We start from the raw sequence: 16,357 nt of genomic DNA, 5'->3' as shown, positions 1-16,357 counted from the left end.
CTGATCCAGGGCGCGGCCCGACGGGTGATCAAGGCGCTCGATACCCTCTCCGCGAAAGCCATGTCGAAAATTGGACACTATCGAGATTATTCAAGTCAAGAGGCATGAGCAGCGCGCCCGTGAGCTTGGAAAGTGCGTGAACGGCACTATGCCGGCCCCTGGTTCCGGCAAATGCAAGAGTTCTTCGATTTTAGGAAAGACACGCGATCCCGGGTGGCATCATCGGTTCGAAAACGACGATATTCAAACACACGACGGAAATGCGTCGCACGAAGAATTTCGATGCGGCCGCGCGTGATGAATGAAGAAGTCCGGAAGAACGAAAAAGGGATCGGATGCCGATCACCCAGAAAGGCGAAAACCGCCGCAACGCCGGCATTTGCCGGCGTCTATCATAGCCGATCAGCCGACGACGCCGCAAACCATGGCGACGACGAACAGGAATGCTGCCGTGAAGATTGCTCCATGGAGCACCGTTTGAAGCCTGTGGCGCGTGGTCAGCGGCTTCTTGGTCTCTACGGAACCGTACTGGTTCACGTGAGCATGCGAAATACCCAGATCTGCCATATGTCGCCTCCGTTGTTCTCGTGCGGCCGGTTGTGCGGCTCGCGTTTGTTTTCTTACATTCTCTATCAACTAGGTAGAGATAAATTTCCGTCCAGAGCGAACGAAAGAGAAAATTCAACCAGCCCTTTTAGCAGCTCGCCTTTTCAGCCGCCCACTTTTCAGCAGCCCGTCTTTTTCAGCAGAGTGTGCGCCATGCCCAGATCCACGAGCGCTCGACGGCGTCCTCGGCCTGACCGAGGTTGGCGGGGATCTCGAGCAGCCGACGATCCTTTTCCGCAGTTAGGGAGACCGAAACCTGTTCCCGACGATCGGCTTTAACCGGTGGATCGAGGTAGCCCATGGTCATCCCACCGAGAAAGAACATGCCTCAACCTCCATCGATCACGAAAGCTAACAATCGTTAACAGGATCATGACAGAAGCGGGGCGGCTGTCAATAGTCTAGTTGAATGGTCGTCTTTTAGGGAAATCTTATCCTTAACGCCGCCGCCGGTCTTTTCTTTTCAACGGGTTGAAAAGATTGCCTTTCAGGCTTTGACGAAACCCTTGCTGGCGATCATCAAATTTCTCGTGTAGTCCTCATGAACCGCGCCCTCCGCCAACGCCCGAGAGGTGAGCCGCTCGACGACGGCGCCGTTGCGCATCACCGCCAGCCTTTCACACATATGGGTGACGACGCCGAGATCATGGCTGACCATCACGAAGGTGAGCTTGCGGTCGCGCCGGATCTGCTCCAGCAGGTTCAACACCTCGGCCTGCACCGAGGCGTCGAGCGCCGATGTCGGCTCGTCGAGCAGCAGGATCGACGGCTCGACGATCAGCGCCCGGGCAATCGCCACACGCTGCCGCTGGCCGCCGGAGAGCTGGTGCGGGTAGCGGAAACGGAACCCGTTGCCCAGACCGACCTCGTCGAGCGCGCGGGCGATACGCGTCTCGCTGTCGGAAATACCGTGGATCGCCAGCGGCTCGAGCAGCAGCCGGTCGATGGTCTGGCGCGGGTGCAGCGAACCATAAGGATCCTGAAAGACCATCTGCACGCGCCGATAGAAAGATTTGCTGCGTTTCAAGCCTCTCAGCGCTTCGCCATCGATGTTGATCGCGCCCCCACTGATCGGCGCAAGCCCGGCCACGGCCCGCAGCAGGGTCGATTTACCCGAGCCGGATTCTCCGACGAGCCCGAAGGATTCCCCGCCTTGGACGGCAATGCTGACATCCTTCAGCGCATGAAAATCATCGTAGACCACACTGAGATTGTCGATCTCGAGAGCCGCGCTCATGCCGCCCACTCCGGCCTGCGGTCGAGCACCGGCAGCGGATGACGGTTCTGGCCGATCTCGGGCATGCAGTTCAGCAGCCCTTGCGTATAGGGATGCTGCGCATGTTTGAGATCGGCAGCGGCCAGTTCCTCGACGATTTTTCCGGCATACATGACGATGACCCGGTCGCAGAATGAGGAAACCAGCCGGAGATCATGGGAGACGAAGATCAGCCCCATGCCGCGCTCGGCCACCAGCCTGTCCATGATTTTGAGCACATCGAGCTGCACCGTTACGTCGAGCGCCGAGGTCGGCTCGTCGGCGATCAGCAGTTCAGGGCCGGCGATCAGCATCATGGCGATCATCGCGCGCTGGCCCATGCCGCCCGAAACCTCATGCGGATGCAAGTCAAAGACCCGTTGCGGGTCGCGGATCTGCACTGCTTCCAGCATGGCGAGCGCCCGTTCGCGCGCCTCCGCCTTGCCGACCTTTTCATGCGTGCGCAGCGTTTCGCAGATCTGCCGCCCGATGGTCATTACCGGATCGAGCGAATATTTCGGATCCTGCAGGATCATGGCGATGCGCTTGCCGCGCAGCCTGCGCCTTTCGCCGGCCGAGGCATTGATGAGATCAATGCCGTTGAAATCGAGCTTGTCGGCCGTGACGATGCCGTGTTTCGGCGTCAGCCCCATGATCGCCCGGCCGGTCTGCGACTTGCCGGAACCGGATTCGCCGACGATGCCGAGCCTTTCCTTGCCGAGCGTGAAAGAGACGCCGCGCACCGCCTCGATCACCCCGGTGCGGGTGGGGTAGCTGACCTTGAGCTTGTCGACCGTCAGAAGTGTGGTCATTGGCCGCTCTCCTTCGGATCGAGCGCGTCGCGCAGGCCGTCGCCTAAGAGATTGAAGCCGAGGCTGACGATCAGGATGGCGATGCCGGGCATCGCCGCCACCCACCATTGATCGAGAATGAAGCGCCGACCCGAAGCGATCATCGCACCCCATTCCGGCAGCGGCGGCTGTGCGCCCAGGCCGAGGAAACCGAGACCGGCCGCCGTCAGGATGATGCCGGCCATATCGAGCGTCACGCGCACGATCAGCGAGGAAATGCAGAGCGGCACGACATGGCGCACGATGATGCGGATCGGCGAGGCGCCCATCAGCCTTACCGCCGAAATATAATCGGAACGCCGCACCGTCAGCGTCTCGGCGCGCGCGATGCGGGCATAGGGCGGCCAGGATGTGATGGCGATGGCGATGATCGCGTTCTGGATACCTGGACCAAGCGCGGCGACGAAGGCGAGCGCCAGCACCAGCTTCGGAAAGGCGAGAAAGATATCGGTGACGCGCATCAGCGTCGCGTCGACCCAGCCTCCGGCATAACCCGATACCGTGCCGACGATCAGCCCGACCGGCGCCGAGATCACAGCGACGAGCACGACGACAAGCAGAGTCAATCGCGATCCGTAGATCAGCCGCGAATAGATATCGCGGCCCTGGTCATCCGAACCGAGCAGGAAGCCGCTCGTTCCCGGCGGCAGCAGCCGGGCATTGCGCAGATCGCCGACGACAGGATTGTGCGTGGCAAGCACGTCGGCGAAAGCGGCGATGAAAAGCAGCGCGACGATGATCAGCAGGCCGACCACGGCAAGCCGGTTGGCCGTGAATTGCCGCCAGGTGACGTAGGCGCGGCCGAGACGGGCCTGCATGCGCGATTGCGGCCGGTCGGACAGCAGCCATTGGCGGCGGCTCATCGTTGGAGAGGGGCTGGCGGGAGCCGTCATCGGTTTTTCGTCCTTGGGTCGAGCGTTCGGTAGAGAAGATCGGACAGAAGGTTGATGCCGATGAAAACCGTGCCGATGACAATGGTGCCGCCAAGCACGGCATTCATATCGGCATTCTGCAGCGAATTGGTGATGTACAGCCCAATGCCCGGCCAGGAAAAGACGGTCTCGGTCAGCACCGATCCTTCGAGCAGGCCGGCATAGGAAAGCGCGATGACGGTGACGAGCGGCACGGCGGCATTGCGCAGCGCGTGGCCCCAGATCACCCGCGTTTCCGAAAGCCCCTTGGCGCGCGCGGCAACGATATATTCCTGCGAAAGCTCGTTCAGCATGAAGCTGCGCGTCATCCGGCTGATATAGGCAAGCGAGAAATAGCCGAGCAGCGAAGCCGGCAGGATGATGTGGCGGAAGACGTCATAGAAGACGTCCCACTGCCCCTGCCAGGCGCTGTCCAGAAGGTAGAAGCCGGTGATCGGCGTGAAGGTATATTCGTAGACGATATCGATGCGGCCGGGAAAGGTCACCCAGCGCAGCTGCGCATAGAAGATGACGAGCGAGATCAGCGCCAGCCAGAAAATCGGCACCGAATAGCCGATCAGGCCGATGACGCGCACCAACTGGTCGGCGATGCTGCCGCGGCGCACCGCGGCGAGCACGCCGAGCGGCACACCGACGAAAGCGCCGATCAGTGTTCCCAATGTCGCCAGCTCGACCGTCGCCGGGAATGCCCGGCGAATATCGACCATGACAGGATTGGTCGTCAGCACCGAATTGCCGAAATCGCCGGACAGGACGCCTTTCACATAAATGTAGAACTGCTGATAGAGCGGCAGGTCGAAGCCCATCTCCCGCCGCACGCGCTCGACGACATGGTGGGGGGCGCGGTCGCCGAGGATGGCGAGCACGGGATCGATCGGCACGACGCGGCCGATGAAGAAGGTGACGGCGAGAAGGCCGAAATAGGTGGTGACGGCGGCAAACAGGAACCGGCCTGCCGCCTTTGCGAAGGTACCGGCACGGCGCTTTCGGGGCCGCGCCTCCTGTGTTGTTGCGACGGTGCTCAAGCGACCAATCCTGCCGGACTATTCCTTGGCGATCGGACCGACGAAATTGGTGTCGAAGCTCGGACCCAGTTTGAAGTCCTTCACGCTTTTGCGGTAGCCGGCCACCTCGGTCTGCTGGAAGATGAAGACGAAGGGGCTGTTGGCCAGGTATTTCTTCTGGATATCCTGATAGATGGCGGCGCGCTTGCCGGCGTCGCGTTCCAGAAGTGCAGCCTTGGCTTGCTTGTCGAGTTCCGGCGCTTCCCAGGTATTGCGCCATGCGAGCGTCTTTACCGTGCCGGCATCGGAATTGTCGGGATTGCCGGTGAAGGTATCGGCATTGGAATTCGGGTCGAAATAATCAGACCCCCACTGGCCGATATACATGTCGTGGGTGCGGGCGCGGTATTTGGTCAGCGTCTGCTTGCCGTCACCCGGGATGATTTCCATCTTCACGCCGGCCTGCGCCAGCGTTTGCTGCATGGATTCAGCGATGCCGGTCACCGGCTGCGTGTTGCGCACGTCCATGGTGATCGAGAAACCATCGGGCACGCCGGCCTTCGCGAGCAGTTCCTTGGCCTTGGCGACGTCGAGCTTGTAAGGGTTCTCATCGAGCGCGCCGAGCTGGCCCTTCGGCAGGAAGGTCTGATGGATTTCGCCGATACCCTTGATCAGGGTCGCGCCGATCGCATCGTAGTCGACCAGATATTTGAAGGCTTCTTGGACCTCAGGCTTCTTCAGGTTCTCGTTCTTGTTGTTCAGGCTGACATAATAGATCGTGCCCTTCGGCGCGCTCGTCGTCGCCAGATCGGCATTCTTCGAAACGGCGTCGATATCACCCGGCTCGAGGTTGCGGGCGATATCGATATCGCCGGCTTCGAGCGCCAGCCGCTGGGCCGAGCTTTCCTTCATAAAGCGATAAATGACGCGATTGAGCTTCGCCTTGTCGCCGTAATAATTGTCGTTACGCTCCAGCACGACGACTTCATTGGCCCGCCATTCGCGCAGCTTGAAGGCGCCGGAACCAGCATAGCCGGTCTTCAACCATTCATTGCCGAAATCATTGTCGTATTTGTGCTCGGCATCCGGCGTCACTGCCTTCACATGCTCCATCACCAGCTTCTTGTCGACGACGGAAGCAACGGTCGCCGTCAGGCAGTTCAGCACGAAGCTCGGCGCATAGGCCTTGTCGACGGTGAAGACGAAGGTATTGGCATCGGCCGCCTTGGCCTTTTCGGTGACATTGTCGCCGGTTAGGCCGAACTGGGTGAGGATGAAGGCCGGGCTCTTGTCGAGCTTGACGGCGCGCTCGAACGACCAGGCGACGTCTTCGGCGGTGATCGGATTGCCGGAGGCGAATTTCAGGCCTGACTTCAGCTTGAACGTATAGGTCAGACCGTCATCGGAAACGCTCCAGCTGTCGGCCAGATCGCCCTTGACCTTGGACGTGTCGTCCATATCCAGACGGACGAGCAGGCTGTAGCTGTTGCTGGTAATTTCGGCCGTCGACAGCTCGAACGCCTCGCCCGGATCCATCGTGATGATGTCGTCGATGGCAAAACCCTCGACCAGCGTATCCTTGGGTGTCTCGGCAAAGGCCGAGGGTGCGGTCATCATCAGCAGCGAAAGAGCGGCGCCTGCGGAAAGCAGTCGGAAATTGCGGCTGAGCTTGGTGATCATCATGGTCTGTTCCCCTGTTCTTGCTTGATTACGAAGCGTTTTGTCGGTCATCTCACATTAAACTACTGTCCATTCCTGGCGCGTCCAGAGGCGCCCAGCGCTTTAAGCGTGGTCCTCCCGCCAAGCTTGTGCCAGGATGCGAAGCCAATTTTCACGGGCAAGTTTCGTCAGATCGGCTTCACCATATCCAACCTCCCGGAGAGCGGCAATCAGCTTCTGATTGCCGGCCGCATCGCCGATTTCTTCCGGAATGGTTGCACCATCGAAGTCCGATCCGAGCCCCACGCAATCGATGCCGATGCGGTTCACCAGATAGTCGATGTGACGGATCATATCGGCAAGGGGTGTGTCGCTGTCCGAGCGGCCGTCGGGACGCAGCATGGCGGTGGCATAATTGATGCCGACGAGGCCGCGGCTTTCACGGATTGCATCGAGTTGCCTGTCCGTCAGATTGCGGGCGACCGGCGTCAATGCGTGGGCATTGGAATGGCTGGAGACCAGCGGCTGGTCCGTCGTCTTCGCCACGTCCCAGAAACCTTTTTCGGTGATATGGGCAAGGTCGACCACGATACCGAGGCGATTGCATTCCCTGACCAGCTCGAAGCCGGCATCGGTGAGGCCGGGCGCCGTATCCGGCGACATCGGGAAGGCGAAGGGCACGCCGTAACCGAAGACATTGTGCCGGCTCCAGACCGGACCCAGCGACCGCAGCCCGGCTGCATAAAATAGCTCGAGCGCCGCAAGATCGGCGCCGATCGCCTCGCAGCCTTCCATATGCATGACGGCGGCAAAAATATTGTCCGCCATGGCGCCGCGGATATCCTTCACCGTCCGGCAGAGCCGCCAGGCGCCGGCCTGGTCGAGCCGCAGCGCGATCGCCGCCATTTCGGTGGCAATGGCAAGGGAAGGCAGCGGATCGAGAGGCGCCGCCATCGGCGTGATATAACGGCCGTCGGCATCCGGATCGGCAAAGACCAGATCGCCGGAGGGAATATAGATCGCGCAGAGACCGCCCGAAAGGCCGCCCTCTCTGGCCCTCCGTGCATCGATATGGCCGAGCGTCGTGCCGTCTGCGAATTCCGCGATCGGGTCGCTGCCGTCTTTTGAATGTGTCCAGAGTCGAAGGAGAACGTCGTTGTGACCGTCAAATACGAATTGCATCTGTCTTCCTGGCTGCCCTACTGCTTAATTCCTCAAATCGGAATCGATTTAAGAATAAAATTATGCAGCATTCAAAGTGCTGCAGCGTCCTTTGCGCGTCTTTTCAGAAGCGTGGCGCTGTAGAGGGCGAATGAAATGGCAGAATAGAAAAGCTGACGGAATTCGCCACCTCTTTTTTTAAAAATCCGTGGTCGGTGCTAAAACGAAACGGGGGCCGAAGCCCCCGTTAAAATCATCGGATCGCGCCATTTGAGATCAGTGCTTGCGGCGCTTCTTCTGTCGGTAGACGTCGATGACGACAGCCGCGACGATGATGAGACCTTTGACGATCTCCTGGTAATAGGCATCGATCCTGAGGAAGGTAAAGCCCGAGGTCATGACGCCGAGGATGATGGTGCCGATGACGGTGCCGGTGATGCGCCCGACGCCGCCGGTGAGCGAGGTGCCGCCGATGACGGTCGCAGCGATCGCGTCGAGTTCATAACCGACACCCATGCTGGCCTGTGCGGTTTCAGCGCGGGCCGCCGTAACGATCCCGGCGAGACCTGCCAGCAATCCGGCGATCACGTAGACCTTAACAAGATGCGCCTCGATGTTGATGCCGGAAACGCGCGCGGCCTGCGGGTTGGCGCCGATGGCATAGGTGAACTTTCCATAACGGGTGTAACGCAGCGCAATGTGAAAGATCAGCGCAACCACCAGGAAGACGACGACCGGCCAGGCTTTGGTTCCGATGAAGTGAAACTGCTCGGTAATCCCGGACACCGGCTGTCCCTTCGTATACCACTTCGCCACACCGCGGGCCGAAACGAACATGCCGAGCGTTGCAATGAACGGCGGGATTTTCGTGTAGGCGATGAGCGCGCCGTTGGCGAGACCCGCCGCCGCGCCGATCAGCAGGCCGACCATGATCGGCACGAAAGCCGGCAGGTCGGTCAGTGAGGGAAAGACCGCCCGTCCCCAGGTCGACGACTGGGCGAAACTCGTTGCGATCATCGCCGTCATGCCGACGACCGAGCCCGAGGAAAGATCGATGCCGCCTGTTATGATGACCTGCGTGACGCCGACGGCGATGATGCCGATGACGGAGACCTGCAGGATCATGATCGTCAGGCGCTGCGAATTCATCAGAAAGCTTTGGCCGATGAACATCCAGCCGAGCACTTCGTAGATCAGCGCAATGCCGACGAGCACGAGGAAAATGCTGAGCTCGGTCGGCATGCGCCGACGCCTTTGCCGGGTTGCGAGCGGAGCCGCGCCCTCTGCTGCCTTTGTACTCATGTCGAACCTCCCTTGGACGATCGCAGACGGCGCATCACTGCGCAGCCAGCTCCATCACCTTGATCTGCGTTGCTTCATCGCGATTGAGGAAACCGGTCACGCGCCCCTCATGCATGACCATGATGCGGTCGCTCATCCCGAGAACCTCGGGCATCTCGGACGAAATCATGACGACGGCCACGCCGTTTCGCGCCATCTCCGTCACCAGCCGGTGGATTTCCGCCTTGGCGCCGACATCGATGCCGCGGGTCGGCTCGTCGAGGATCAGGATCCGCGGATTGGTGAGCAACCAGCGACCAATCAGCACTTTCTGCTGATTGCCGCCGGAAAGATTTTCCACCCGCTCGTAAAGATTGGGCGTTTTTACCCGCAGCTTTTTTGCCATGTCTTCGCAGGTTGCCTCGATCGCCCCCTGCTGGACGAAACCGCCCTTGACATACCTGTCCTGCAGAACGGCGATCTGCATGTTTTCGAGAATATCGAGGATCAGCAGACAGCCGGTATCTTTGCGGTCCTCGGTCAGGAACGCCATCTGGTGGCGGATCGCCTCCGTCGGCGAAGAAATCGTCACCGGCTTGCCGTAGAGCTCGATCGAGCCGGAGCTTGCCGGCGTCACACCAAACAGCGTTTCGGCGACGTTCGATCGCCCGGAACCGACAAGGCCGGCCACGCCGAGGATCTCGCCCGCCCTCACCTCGAAGGAGACGTCCTTGAAGACGCCGTTGAGGCAAAGATCCCTAACGGAGAGCATGACCTCGCCGATCGGCACTTCTTCTTTCGGAAACATCTGGGTGATTTCGCGCCCGACCATCATGCGGATGATGTCGTCGCGGGTAACGTCGGTCGAAGCATGCGTGCCGATATATCGGCCGTCACGGAAGACGGAGAACTCGTCGGCGATCTCGAACAGCTCGTTCATCTTGTGGGTGATGTAGACGATGCCGATGCCCTGAGCCCTGAGGTCGCGGATGATGCGGAAGAGATGTTCGACTTCGCGCTCGGTCAGCGCCGAGGTCGGCTCGTCCATGATCAGTACGTCGGAATTATAGGAAACCGCCTTGGCGATCTCGACCATCTGCCGATTGGCGACCGACAGGTATCGGACTTCGATATCGGGATCGATATCAATATTGAGCCGGGTAAACAGTTCTTCGGTCATCCGATGCATGACGCCGTGATCGACGAAGCCGAGGCGGTTCTTCGGTTCGCGGCGGATCCAGATATTTTCCGCGACCGTCATGAACGGCATCAGGTTCAGTTCCTGATGGATCATGGCCATGCCGTTTTCCAGCGCGTCGAGCGGAGATTTCAGCCGGATCTCGACGCCTTTCAGGCGGATATCGCCCTTGTCGGGTATGTAGATGCCGGCAAGGATCTTCATCAATGTCGATTTGCCGGCGCCGTTTTCGCCCATCAGCGCATGCACGGAGGCGCGCTTCAGCCGGAACTGCACATCGTCGAGGGCGACGACGCCCGGAAATTCCTTGCGAACGCCCTCGGCGCTCAACAGATATTCCGCATTCGGAACTGCACCGCTCGCACGCACGGCGGCCATGGTTGTCGGGCTGACGGCCATATCATCTCCTCCAAATACGGACAGGCGAAAGGATGCGGGCAAAGCCCGCATCCTGTTGGCACTCGTCTCAGTTCTTGGTGACGAAGTCCTTGACGTTTTCAGGCGTGACGAGCTGGAAGGGAATGTAGACCTTCTTCTCGATCTTTTCGCCCTTGGCGAGCTTGAGCGCAGCGTCGAGCGAGCCCTTGCCCTGGCCGGCAGCGTCCTGGAACACCGTGACGTCGAGATCGCCGGCCTGCATGGCGGCGAGCGCGTCCTGCGTGGCGTCGACGCCGCCGACGACGACCTTGGTCATGTCCTTGCCGGCTGCCTTCAGCGCCTGGATGGCGCCGATCGCCATTTCGTCGTTGTTGGAGATCACGGCGTCGAATTCGATGCCGCTGGAGAGCCAGTTGGTCATCAAGTCGGCGCCCTGGGTGCGGTCCCAGTTGGCCGTCTGCTCTTCGACGATCTCAAGGCCCTTGCATTCATCGGTCTTGACGACGTCATGGACGTCCTGGGTGCGCATACGCGCAGCCTGGTTGGAAAGCTCGCCCATGATGACGACGGCCTTGCCCTTGCCGCCGAGAATGCGGCAGATTTCCTTGGTTTCCAGCGTGCCGGATTCCTGCTCGTTGGAGGCGACGAAGGCCTGCTTGTCCGGCAGCGTGTCGACATTGACCGGCTGGCGGTTGACGTAGACAAGCGGAATGCCGGCATCGGCGGCGAGCTTGGACATTGCCGTGGTTGCGTCGGTATCGACAGGGTTGACGATGATTGCATCAACCTTGGAGGCGATGAAATTCTGGATCTGGCTCTGCTGCTTGGAAACGTCGTTCTGTGCGTCTTCGACCTGCAGCGTCACGCCGGAAAGCGTCTTTGCATAATCGGTCATGCCGTTGCGCAGAACGGTCAAGAAGTTGTCGTCGAACTTCGCCATCGAGACGCCGACGGTTTCTGCGTGCGCGGCCGTCGACATGACGAGCGCCAGCGCAGTGCCCAGGATAAACTTTTTCATTTTCACTTCCTCCACAAGCGGTGCCCGGCTGCACCCTCCTCACGCCGGAGCTCCAGGCACTTGCCTTGGAGCGCAATTCCCGCGCCACCTCTCCCGCGGCGCAAAACGGAACAAACAAACCGTAAAATTTGTTCTTCGGAATATTCATTCCATTTTCTGGGAACGACGTCAAGCCTCTTTAGAAGCGACGAGGTACGGATAAGGAGGCAATGCGGCGGGCTTAACCATCGGCGCCTGATTTCCCTCTGTTGTGAAAGATCAGCGGCGCATCCATCTATGGGAAGTCAAAGACAGCGCCGGGGCCGCAGGCGTCTTCGACATCGAGACGCGGCCGGTCATTTAAAGATTTTGGAGACAGGACAAATGTCCATTTCGATCTATCGCCTCACCGTTCCGATGTTCCAGCGCGGCCTCGCCAGCCTGAAGACCTACCTCGACAAGGCCGAGGCCTATGCCAAGGAAAAGAATATCGATCCCGCCATATTGGTCGCCGCGCGCCTGGCGCCCGACATGCTGCCGCTCTCCGGCCAGTATCAGCGCGCCAGCGACAGCGCCAAATTCACCCTCGCTCGCCTGACCGCCACCGATGCCCCGAAATTCGAGGACAATGAGAAGACCTTCGACGAGCTGCGCGAGCGCCTGGCAAAGACCGAAGCCTATCTCGCCAGCTTCTCACAGGAGGCGCTGGAGGGCGTCGAAAGCCGTCAGATCACCCTGCCTGGAAAGAGCGGTATCGTGCTCCCCGGTGACGAATATGTCACCGTCTTCGCCCTGCCGAACTTCTATTTCCACGTCACCACCGCCCACGCCATCCTGCGCAACCAAGGTGCGCCGATCGGCAAGCGCGATTATCTGGGGTGAAGCACATAACCCGAAACTCGGAATCGATTTTCGGAAAGTATTATGTGCCAGTTTAAAGCGCTCTAACATCAGGGCCGGCGCGTCACCGGCCCTTTTTCCGTCAGCTCGGTATAGGCGAGGGTCTGATCGAGATGCCGCGCCCGGAGCGACAGCAGCCTTTCGGCGTATTCAAGCCTGATCGCCGCATAGGCCGGATCGGCCGCGATATTGTCGAGCTCCATCGGATCGTCGCTCAGATTGAAAAGCAGCGGCGGCAATGCGGTAAAATGCACATATTTGAACCGCCCATCGCGGATCACCGCGAGATTGCATTCGTTCGGCTTGAGCCCGAAATACCGCTCCGCCTGGCCCTCGGCGATATCGCGGAAATCGAATTCCCAGAATGCCGCGTCCCGCCAGTCCGGCCTGCTGCTGCTCCCGCCATTGACGAACGGCATTAGCGACCGGCCGTCGAGCCCGTTCTTCGCCTCGACGCCGAGCCTTTCGCAAAGGGTCGGAAAAACATCCGCGGCGCTGGTAAAATCGTCGACGATCCCGCCGGCAGCACCGCTTGAAGGATCGCGAATGACCAGCGGAATATGATAGCTGCCGTCGAAGAAGCCGCCCTTCCCGAGCGTCCAGTGATCGCCCGCCATCTCGGCGTGATCGGAGGTAAAGACAATAAGCGTATCGTCCCAGGCGCCCGCATCCTTCAGGGCCTGCCAGATCCGGCCGAGCTGTGCATCGACCTCCGATATCATGCCGTAATAGATCGCCCTTATCGCGGCGAAGTCCTCACCGTTCCAGTCGACTAGCGGCCCCGTTGCGCCGTGGATGAAATTGCCCTTGTCGGTGCGCGGCATGGCATAGGCGAGATAGGGATGACTTGTCTCTTCCACGTCGCGATCGGCCGCGCGCGAAAAAAACGGCCCCTCGCTTGGCTTGAACATCCGATTGAATGGTTCCGGCACGGAAAAGGGCGGGTGCGGACGCAGGAAAGAGACATGCGCATACCACGGCCTGTCCTGTTCACCCAGCCAACGGATGAATTCACCGGCCAGGAACGCCGTCTGGGTCTCATCGCTGGAATAGGCCGGCGCCGCATCGGAAATTTCTCCAGGCTCCGCGCCGACGGGAATATGGATGTCGCGGCTGACGGCATTGGCATGGCCGCGGGACCGGAGCCAGGAGAGCCATTGCCTCTCATGCTCGGGCAGAAGCTGGCGCGAGGTAAAACCCGGCAGCACGCCTTCATAGGTGGTCAGATGCGGATCGCCGGCATCCATTGCCCGCGGATCGGGCGCCGTATCGGTGTAACCGAACAGCGTCGGATCGTATCCCGCCCGCCGCGCCGCCAGCGCCAGATTGTCGAAACGGGCGTCGAGCGGCGAGCCGTTGCGGCAGACGCGGTGGTTCATCTGGTAGAGGCCGGTATAGAGTGTGGCCCGGGCCGGCGAGCAGGGTGCGGCCCCGGCATAGTGCCGCCTGAAGAGTGTGCCTTCGCGCGCCAGCGCATCGACATTTGGCGTCTTCACGCAGGGATGCGCCGCGGCCGACAGGCAATCGCCGCGCCACTGGTCCGCCGTGATCAGCAGAATGTTCGGCCGGCGATCCGGTGTTTTAATGCTGGTTGGTTTTGGCATGCCAGTTCCAGGCGGAGCGGATGATCTCGGACAGATCATACTGCGGCACCCAGCCGAGCACGTCGCGCGCCTTGTCGTTATTGGCGACGAGCGTATGCGAATCGCCTTCGCGCCGGCCGATATATTCGACCGGGAAAGGCCTGTTCGACACGTCCTCGATGGCGCCGAGCAATTCCTTCACCGTCGTGCCGGTGCCGGTGCCGAGGTTGAGCGCGACGGAATCGCCGCCCTTCAAGAGATATTCGACGGCGCGCACATGCGCATCGGCAAGATCGAGCACATGGATATAGTCGCGCACGCAGGTGCCGTCGCGGGTCTCGTAATCGCTGCCGAACACTTTGAAGCCCTGGCGGCGGCCGAGGGCCGCATCGATCGCCAGCGGTATCGCATGCGTCTCCGGCTGGTGCCATTCGCCGATCCGGCCTTCGAAATCGGCGCCGGCCGCATTGAAATAACGCAGCACCACCGAGCGCAGGCTCCGGTACTGGTCGTAATCGGCGAGCGCCTGCTCGACGATATATTTCGTCCGCCCGTAGGGATTGATCGGCACCTGCCGGTGCGACTCGTCGAGCGGCACGCTCTGCGGCAGACCGTAAGTGGCGCAGGTAGAGGAGAAGACGAAGGCGTTGATGCCGGCTGCCTGCGCCGCCGAAAGCAGCGTCAAGGTGCCGATGACATTGTTCTCATAAAAGGAGACCGGATCCTTGACCGATTCGCCGACCTCGATCAGCGCCGCAAAATGCAGGATCGCCGCCGGCTTGTGCTCGGCCAGCACCTCATCCAGCCGGGCGCGATCACGAATATCGCCTTCCTCGGCCGGGCCCCATTTGACGAACTCGCGATGGCCGTTCGAAAAATTATCGAAGACGACAGGCTTGTAGCCCTTGTTCGCCAGGTCAAGACACGTATGCGAGCCGATATAACCGGCGCCGCCGACCACAAGAACCGTTTCACCTGCCATGCACCACCCTTATTATTAGCGAGAGATAAAAGAAACCTAGACGAGATACACGTCAATAAAAAGAAGGAATTGCGTTAAAACAAAAAGGTAGAGTCCGCGCTTGAATGCTGAACCGCCCTAGGCGCGAACGGGCAACAGGTCAAATGCCGAACCGCCCGGCCCTGCGCGTTCTATGCCGGATCGGCGACCGGCGAATTATTCGCGTGATTTGCATAAACACCCGTTTTAAGGGGCTTTACGATCATATGATGCAACGGTCCGCAGCCATCAGCCAGGGAGCGCGCGAATGAGAAAGGCATTGGTCGTTTGGGGCGGCTGGCAAGGCCATGAGCCGGAGCAATGCGCTGAGATCGTCACCGATCTCCTGCGCGAGGACGGTTTTGCGGTCGAGGTCACCGGCGATCTCGGCATATTCGGATCTCCGACGCTTGTGAAAGCCGATCTGCTGGTGCCGATCATCACCGGCGAAACGCTCGAAAAACCCCATGCCTTGGCCCTGGTCGAAGCGGTGCGCAGCGGGCTCGGGCTTGCTGGCCATCACGGCGCGCTCGCTACCTCCTTCAAGGAAAGCGCGCCGTTCCGCTATGTCTCCGGCGTCACCTGGGTTGCCCATCCCGGCAATATCATCGACTTCCGTGTCGCCGTCACCCGCCAGGACGATCCAGTCATGGAGGGCATTCCCGATTTCGATTACCGTTCGGAGCAATATTACCTCCACTACGATCCCACCGTCGAAATCCTGGCGACCACCACCTTCACCGGCGCTTACGATCCGGCCGCGCGCAATGTCGTGATGCCTGTTGTTTTCAAGCGCCATTTCGGCGCCGGCCGCATCTTCTATTCCGCTCTCGGCCATGTCGCGGCCGAATTCGACCATCCCTACATGCCCCTCATCCTGCGCCGCGGCCTGAGCTGGGCCGCCCGTCGATAGTCTGGGACGGGCAATCCTTGCCGACCGCCTGCCCCCGCCATAATTTGCCCGCATGCCGGATCGCTTCTCTTTCTTCCCCGCCACAACAGACCGCCTGGCCGAAATAGAAGCGGTCTTCGACGATTGCGCCGACGCCCGCAACTGCCGCTGCGCCTACTGGTATCTTCCGAATGCCGATTACAATGCCGGATGGGGTGAGGGAAATCGCAGCTGGTTTCGAAGCCTTGTCGCAGAGCCGCGTCCACCGGGCATTCTCGCCTATCATGAGAACGAGCCGGCCGGATGGTGCGGCGTGGCGCCACGCGTCGTGTTCGACCGGCTGCGCCGCTCAAAACCCTTTGCCCCGGTCGATGACACGCCGGTCTGGTCGATCAATTGCTTCATCGTCCGCAAGCCGTTCCGGCGGCAGGGCCTGTCGCGGCTGCTTTTGAAAAGATGCCGTCGAATTTGCCAGCGCAAACGGGGCCGATTGTCTCGAGGCATACCCTGTCGACCAAGTGGCCCGCGCCTCGAACGGAGGCGAGCTCTATCCGGGAACGCTTGCGATGTTCCGTGATGAAGGTTTCGTTGAAGTGGCAAGGCGTCTGCCGGCAAGACCGATCGTGCGCCTGCAATGCAGCTGACTATTCGGACGTTGGC

General features: G+C 60.5%; 15 protein-coding genes and 1 pseudogene. 3 read left to right on the top strand and 13 right to left on the bottom strand.

What is annotated here, in order from left to right:
- Positions 1-402: 402 nt before the first annotated feature.
- The 11 genes from FFM81_RS00365 to FFM81_RS00315 all read right to left on the bottom strand — a co-directional run bounded on the left by FFM81_RS00365 (position 403) and on the right by FFM81_RS00315 (position 11,343).
- Entirely contained in the window at positions 403-567 is a 165-nt protein-coding gene (locus tag FFM81_RS00365; RefSeq protein WP_003567599.1) for a hypothetical protein, read from the bottom strand.
- A 175-nt stretch (positions 568-742) separates the two neighbouring features.
- Entirely contained in the window at positions 743-931 is a 189-nt protein-coding gene (locus FFM81_RS00360) for a hypothetical protein (protein ID WP_025417345.1), read from the bottom strand.
- Between the two features lie 162 nt (positions 932-1,093).
- The gene (locus FFM81_RS00355) at positions 1,094-1,843 is read right to left on the bottom strand and encodes an ABC transporter ATP-binding protein (RefSeq protein WP_003567601.1); all 750 of its coding nucleotides are present in this window, start codon (positions 1,841-1,843) and stop codon (positions 1,094-1,096) included.
- Complete coding sequence (locus FFM81_RS00350) at positions 1,840-2,673, bottom strand: ABC transporter ATP-binding protein (protein ID WP_003567602.1); 834 nt, start codon at positions 2,671-2,673, stop codon at positions 1,840-1,842. The genes FFM81_RS00355 and FFM81_RS00350 overlap by 4 nt, the downstream gene beginning before the upstream one ends.
- The gene (locus FFM81_RS00345; RefSeq protein WP_003567603.1) at positions 2,670-3,605 is read right to left on the bottom strand and encodes an ABC transporter permease; all 936 of its coding nucleotides are present in this window, start codon (positions 3,603-3,605) and stop codon (positions 2,670-2,672) included. Before FFM81_RS00345 ends, FFM81_RS00350 begins: the two co-directional genes overlap by 4 nt.
- A complete protein-coding gene (locus FFM81_RS00340) occupies positions 3,602-4,669 on the bottom strand; it encodes an ABC transporter permease (RefSeq protein WP_138385279.1) in 1,068 nt (355 codons plus the stop codon). The genes FFM81_RS00345 and FFM81_RS00340 overlap by 4 nt, the downstream gene beginning before the upstream one ends.
- An 18-nt stretch (positions 4,670-4,687) precedes the next feature.
- Positions 4,688-6,331: an ABC transporter substrate-binding protein gene (locus FFM81_RS00335; RefSeq protein ID WP_025417347.1), complete on the bottom strand. Its 1,644-nt coding sequence runs from the start codon at positions 6,329-6,331 to the stop codon at positions 4,688-4,690.
- A 99-nt stretch (positions 6,332-6,430) separates the two neighbouring features.
- Complete coding sequence (locus FFM81_RS00330) at positions 6,431-7,489, bottom strand: dipeptidase (protein WP_003567606.1); 1,059 nt, start codon at positions 7,487-7,489, stop codon at positions 6,431-6,433.
- Positions 7,490-7,744: 255 nt separating this feature from the next.
- A complete protein-coding gene (locus tag FFM81_RS00325; protein WP_003567607.1) occupies positions 7,745-8,770 on the bottom strand; it encodes an ABC transporter permease in 1,026 nt (341 codons plus the stop codon).
- A gap of 34 nt (positions 8,771-8,804) precedes the next feature.
- Complete coding sequence (locus tag FFM81_RS00320) at positions 8,805-10,346, bottom strand: sugar ABC transporter ATP-binding protein (RefSeq protein ID WP_138385280.1); 1,542 nt, start codon at positions 10,344-10,346, stop codon at positions 8,805-8,807.
- 67 nt (positions 10,347-10,413) lie between these two features.
- Entirely contained in the window at positions 10,414-11,343 is a 930-nt protein-coding gene (locus FFM81_RS00315; RefSeq protein ID WP_097536880.1) for a sugar ABC transporter substrate-binding protein, read from the bottom strand.
- 363 nt (positions 11,344-11,706) lie between these two features.
- On the opposite strand from FFM81_RS00315, the gene FFM81_RS00310 reads away from it, so the two are divergent.
- The gene (locus FFM81_RS00310) at positions 11,707-12,204 is read left to right on the top strand and encodes a DUF1993 domain-containing protein (protein WP_003567610.1); all 498 of its coding nucleotides are present in this window, start codon (positions 11,707-11,709) and stop codon (positions 12,202-12,204) included.
- A 68-nt stretch (positions 12,205-12,272) separates the two neighbouring features.
- Here the strand turns inward: FFM81_RS00310 and FFM81_RS00305 are convergent, their stop codons facing one another.
- Both FFM81_RS00305 and galE read right to left on the bottom strand, forming a co-directional pair.
- Entirely contained in the window at positions 12,273-13,826 is a 1,554-nt protein-coding gene (locus tag FFM81_RS00305; RefSeq protein ID WP_138385281.1) for an alkaline phosphatase family protein, read from the bottom strand.
- The gene (gene galE / locus FFM81_RS00300) at positions 13,804-14,787 is read right to left on the bottom strand and encodes a UDP-glucose 4-epimerase GalE (RefSeq protein ID WP_097536878.1); all 984 of its coding nucleotides are present in this window, start codon (positions 14,785-14,787) and stop codon (positions 13,804-13,806) included. Before galE ends, FFM81_RS00305 begins: the two co-directional genes overlap by 23 nt.
- Positions 14,788-15,073: 286 nt before the next feature.
- Here galE and FFM81_RS00295 point away from each other — a divergent pair, with 286 nt between their 5' ends.
- Positions 15,074-15,718, top strand: a complete 645-nt coding sequence (locus FFM81_RS00295) for a ThuA domain-containing protein (protein ID WP_138385282.1) — start codon at positions 15,074-15,076, stop codon at positions 15,716-15,718.
- Between the two features lie 52 nt (positions 15,719-15,770).
- Positions 15,771-16,341: pseudogene (locus tag FFM81_RS00290) on the top strand (GNAT family N-acetyltransferase).
- Positions 16,342-16,357 lie beyond the last annotated feature (16 nt).

The organism is Rhizobium hidalgonense (assembly GCF_005862185.2).
GTDB classification, from domain to species: Bacteria; Pseudomonadota; Alphaproteobacteria; order Rhizobiales; family Rhizobiaceae; genus Rhizobium; species Rhizobium hidalgonense.
Note: the sequence above shows the minus strand (reverse complement) of the source record. Positions and strands in the feature narration are given on the sequence as shown.

Excerpts from the sequence above, each read along its gene's own strand:
- FFM81_RS00365 (WP_003567599.1), bottom strand. The coding sequence starts at position 567 with ATGGCAGATCTGGGTATTTCGCATGCTCACGTGAACCAGTACGGTTCC.
- FFM81_RS00360 (WP_025417345.1), bottom strand. The coding sequence starts at position 931 with ATGTTCTTTCTCGGTGGGATGACCATGGGCTACCTCGATCCACCGGTT.
- FFM81_RS00355 (WP_003567601.1), bottom strand. The coding sequence starts at position 1,843 with ATGAGCGCGGCTCTCGAGATCGACAATCTCAGTGTGGTCTACGATGAT.
- FFM81_RS00350 (WP_003567602.1), bottom strand. The coding sequence starts at position 2,673 with ATGACCACACTTCTGACGGTCGACAAGCTCAAGGTCAGCTACCCCACC.
- FFM81_RS00345 (WP_003567603.1), bottom strand. The coding sequence starts at position 3,605 with ATGACGGCTCCCGCCAGCCCCTCTCCAACGATGAGCCGCCGCCAATGG.
- FFM81_RS00335 (WP_025417347.1), bottom strand. The coding sequence starts at position 6,331 with ATGATGATCACCAAGCTCAGCCGCAATTTCCGACTGCTTTCCGCAGGC.
- FFM81_RS00330 (WP_003567606.1), bottom strand. The coding sequence starts at position 7,489 with ATGCAATTCGTATTTGACGGTCACAACGACGTTCTCCTTCGACTCTGG.
- FFM81_RS00325 (WP_003567607.1), bottom strand. The coding sequence starts at position 8,770 with ATGAGTACAAAGGCAGCAGAGGGCGCGGCTCCGCTCGCAACCCGGCAA.
- FFM81_RS00320 (WP_138385280.1), bottom strand. The coding sequence starts at position 10,346 with ATGGCCGTCAGCCCGACAACCATGGCCGCCGTGCGTGCGAGCGGTGCA.
- FFM81_RS00315 (WP_097536880.1), bottom strand. The coding sequence starts at position 11,343 with ATGAAAAAGTTTATCCTGGGCACTGCGCTGGCGCTCGTCATGTCGACG.
- FFM81_RS00310 (WP_003567610.1), top strand. The coding sequence starts at position 11,707 with ATGTCCATTTCGATCTATCGCCTCACCGTTCCGATGTTCCAGCGCGGC.
- FFM81_RS00305 (WP_138385281.1), bottom strand. The coding sequence starts at position 13,826 with ATGCCAAAACCAACCAGCATTAAAACACCGGATCGCCGGCCGAACATT.
- galE (WP_097536878.1), bottom strand. The coding sequence starts at position 14,787 with ATGGCAGGTGAAACGGTTCTTGTGGTCGGCGGCGCCGGTTATATCGGC.
- FFM81_RS00295 (WP_138385282.1), top strand. The coding sequence starts at position 15,074 with ATGAGAAAGGCATTGGTCGTTTGGGGCGGCTGGCAAGGCCATGAGCCG.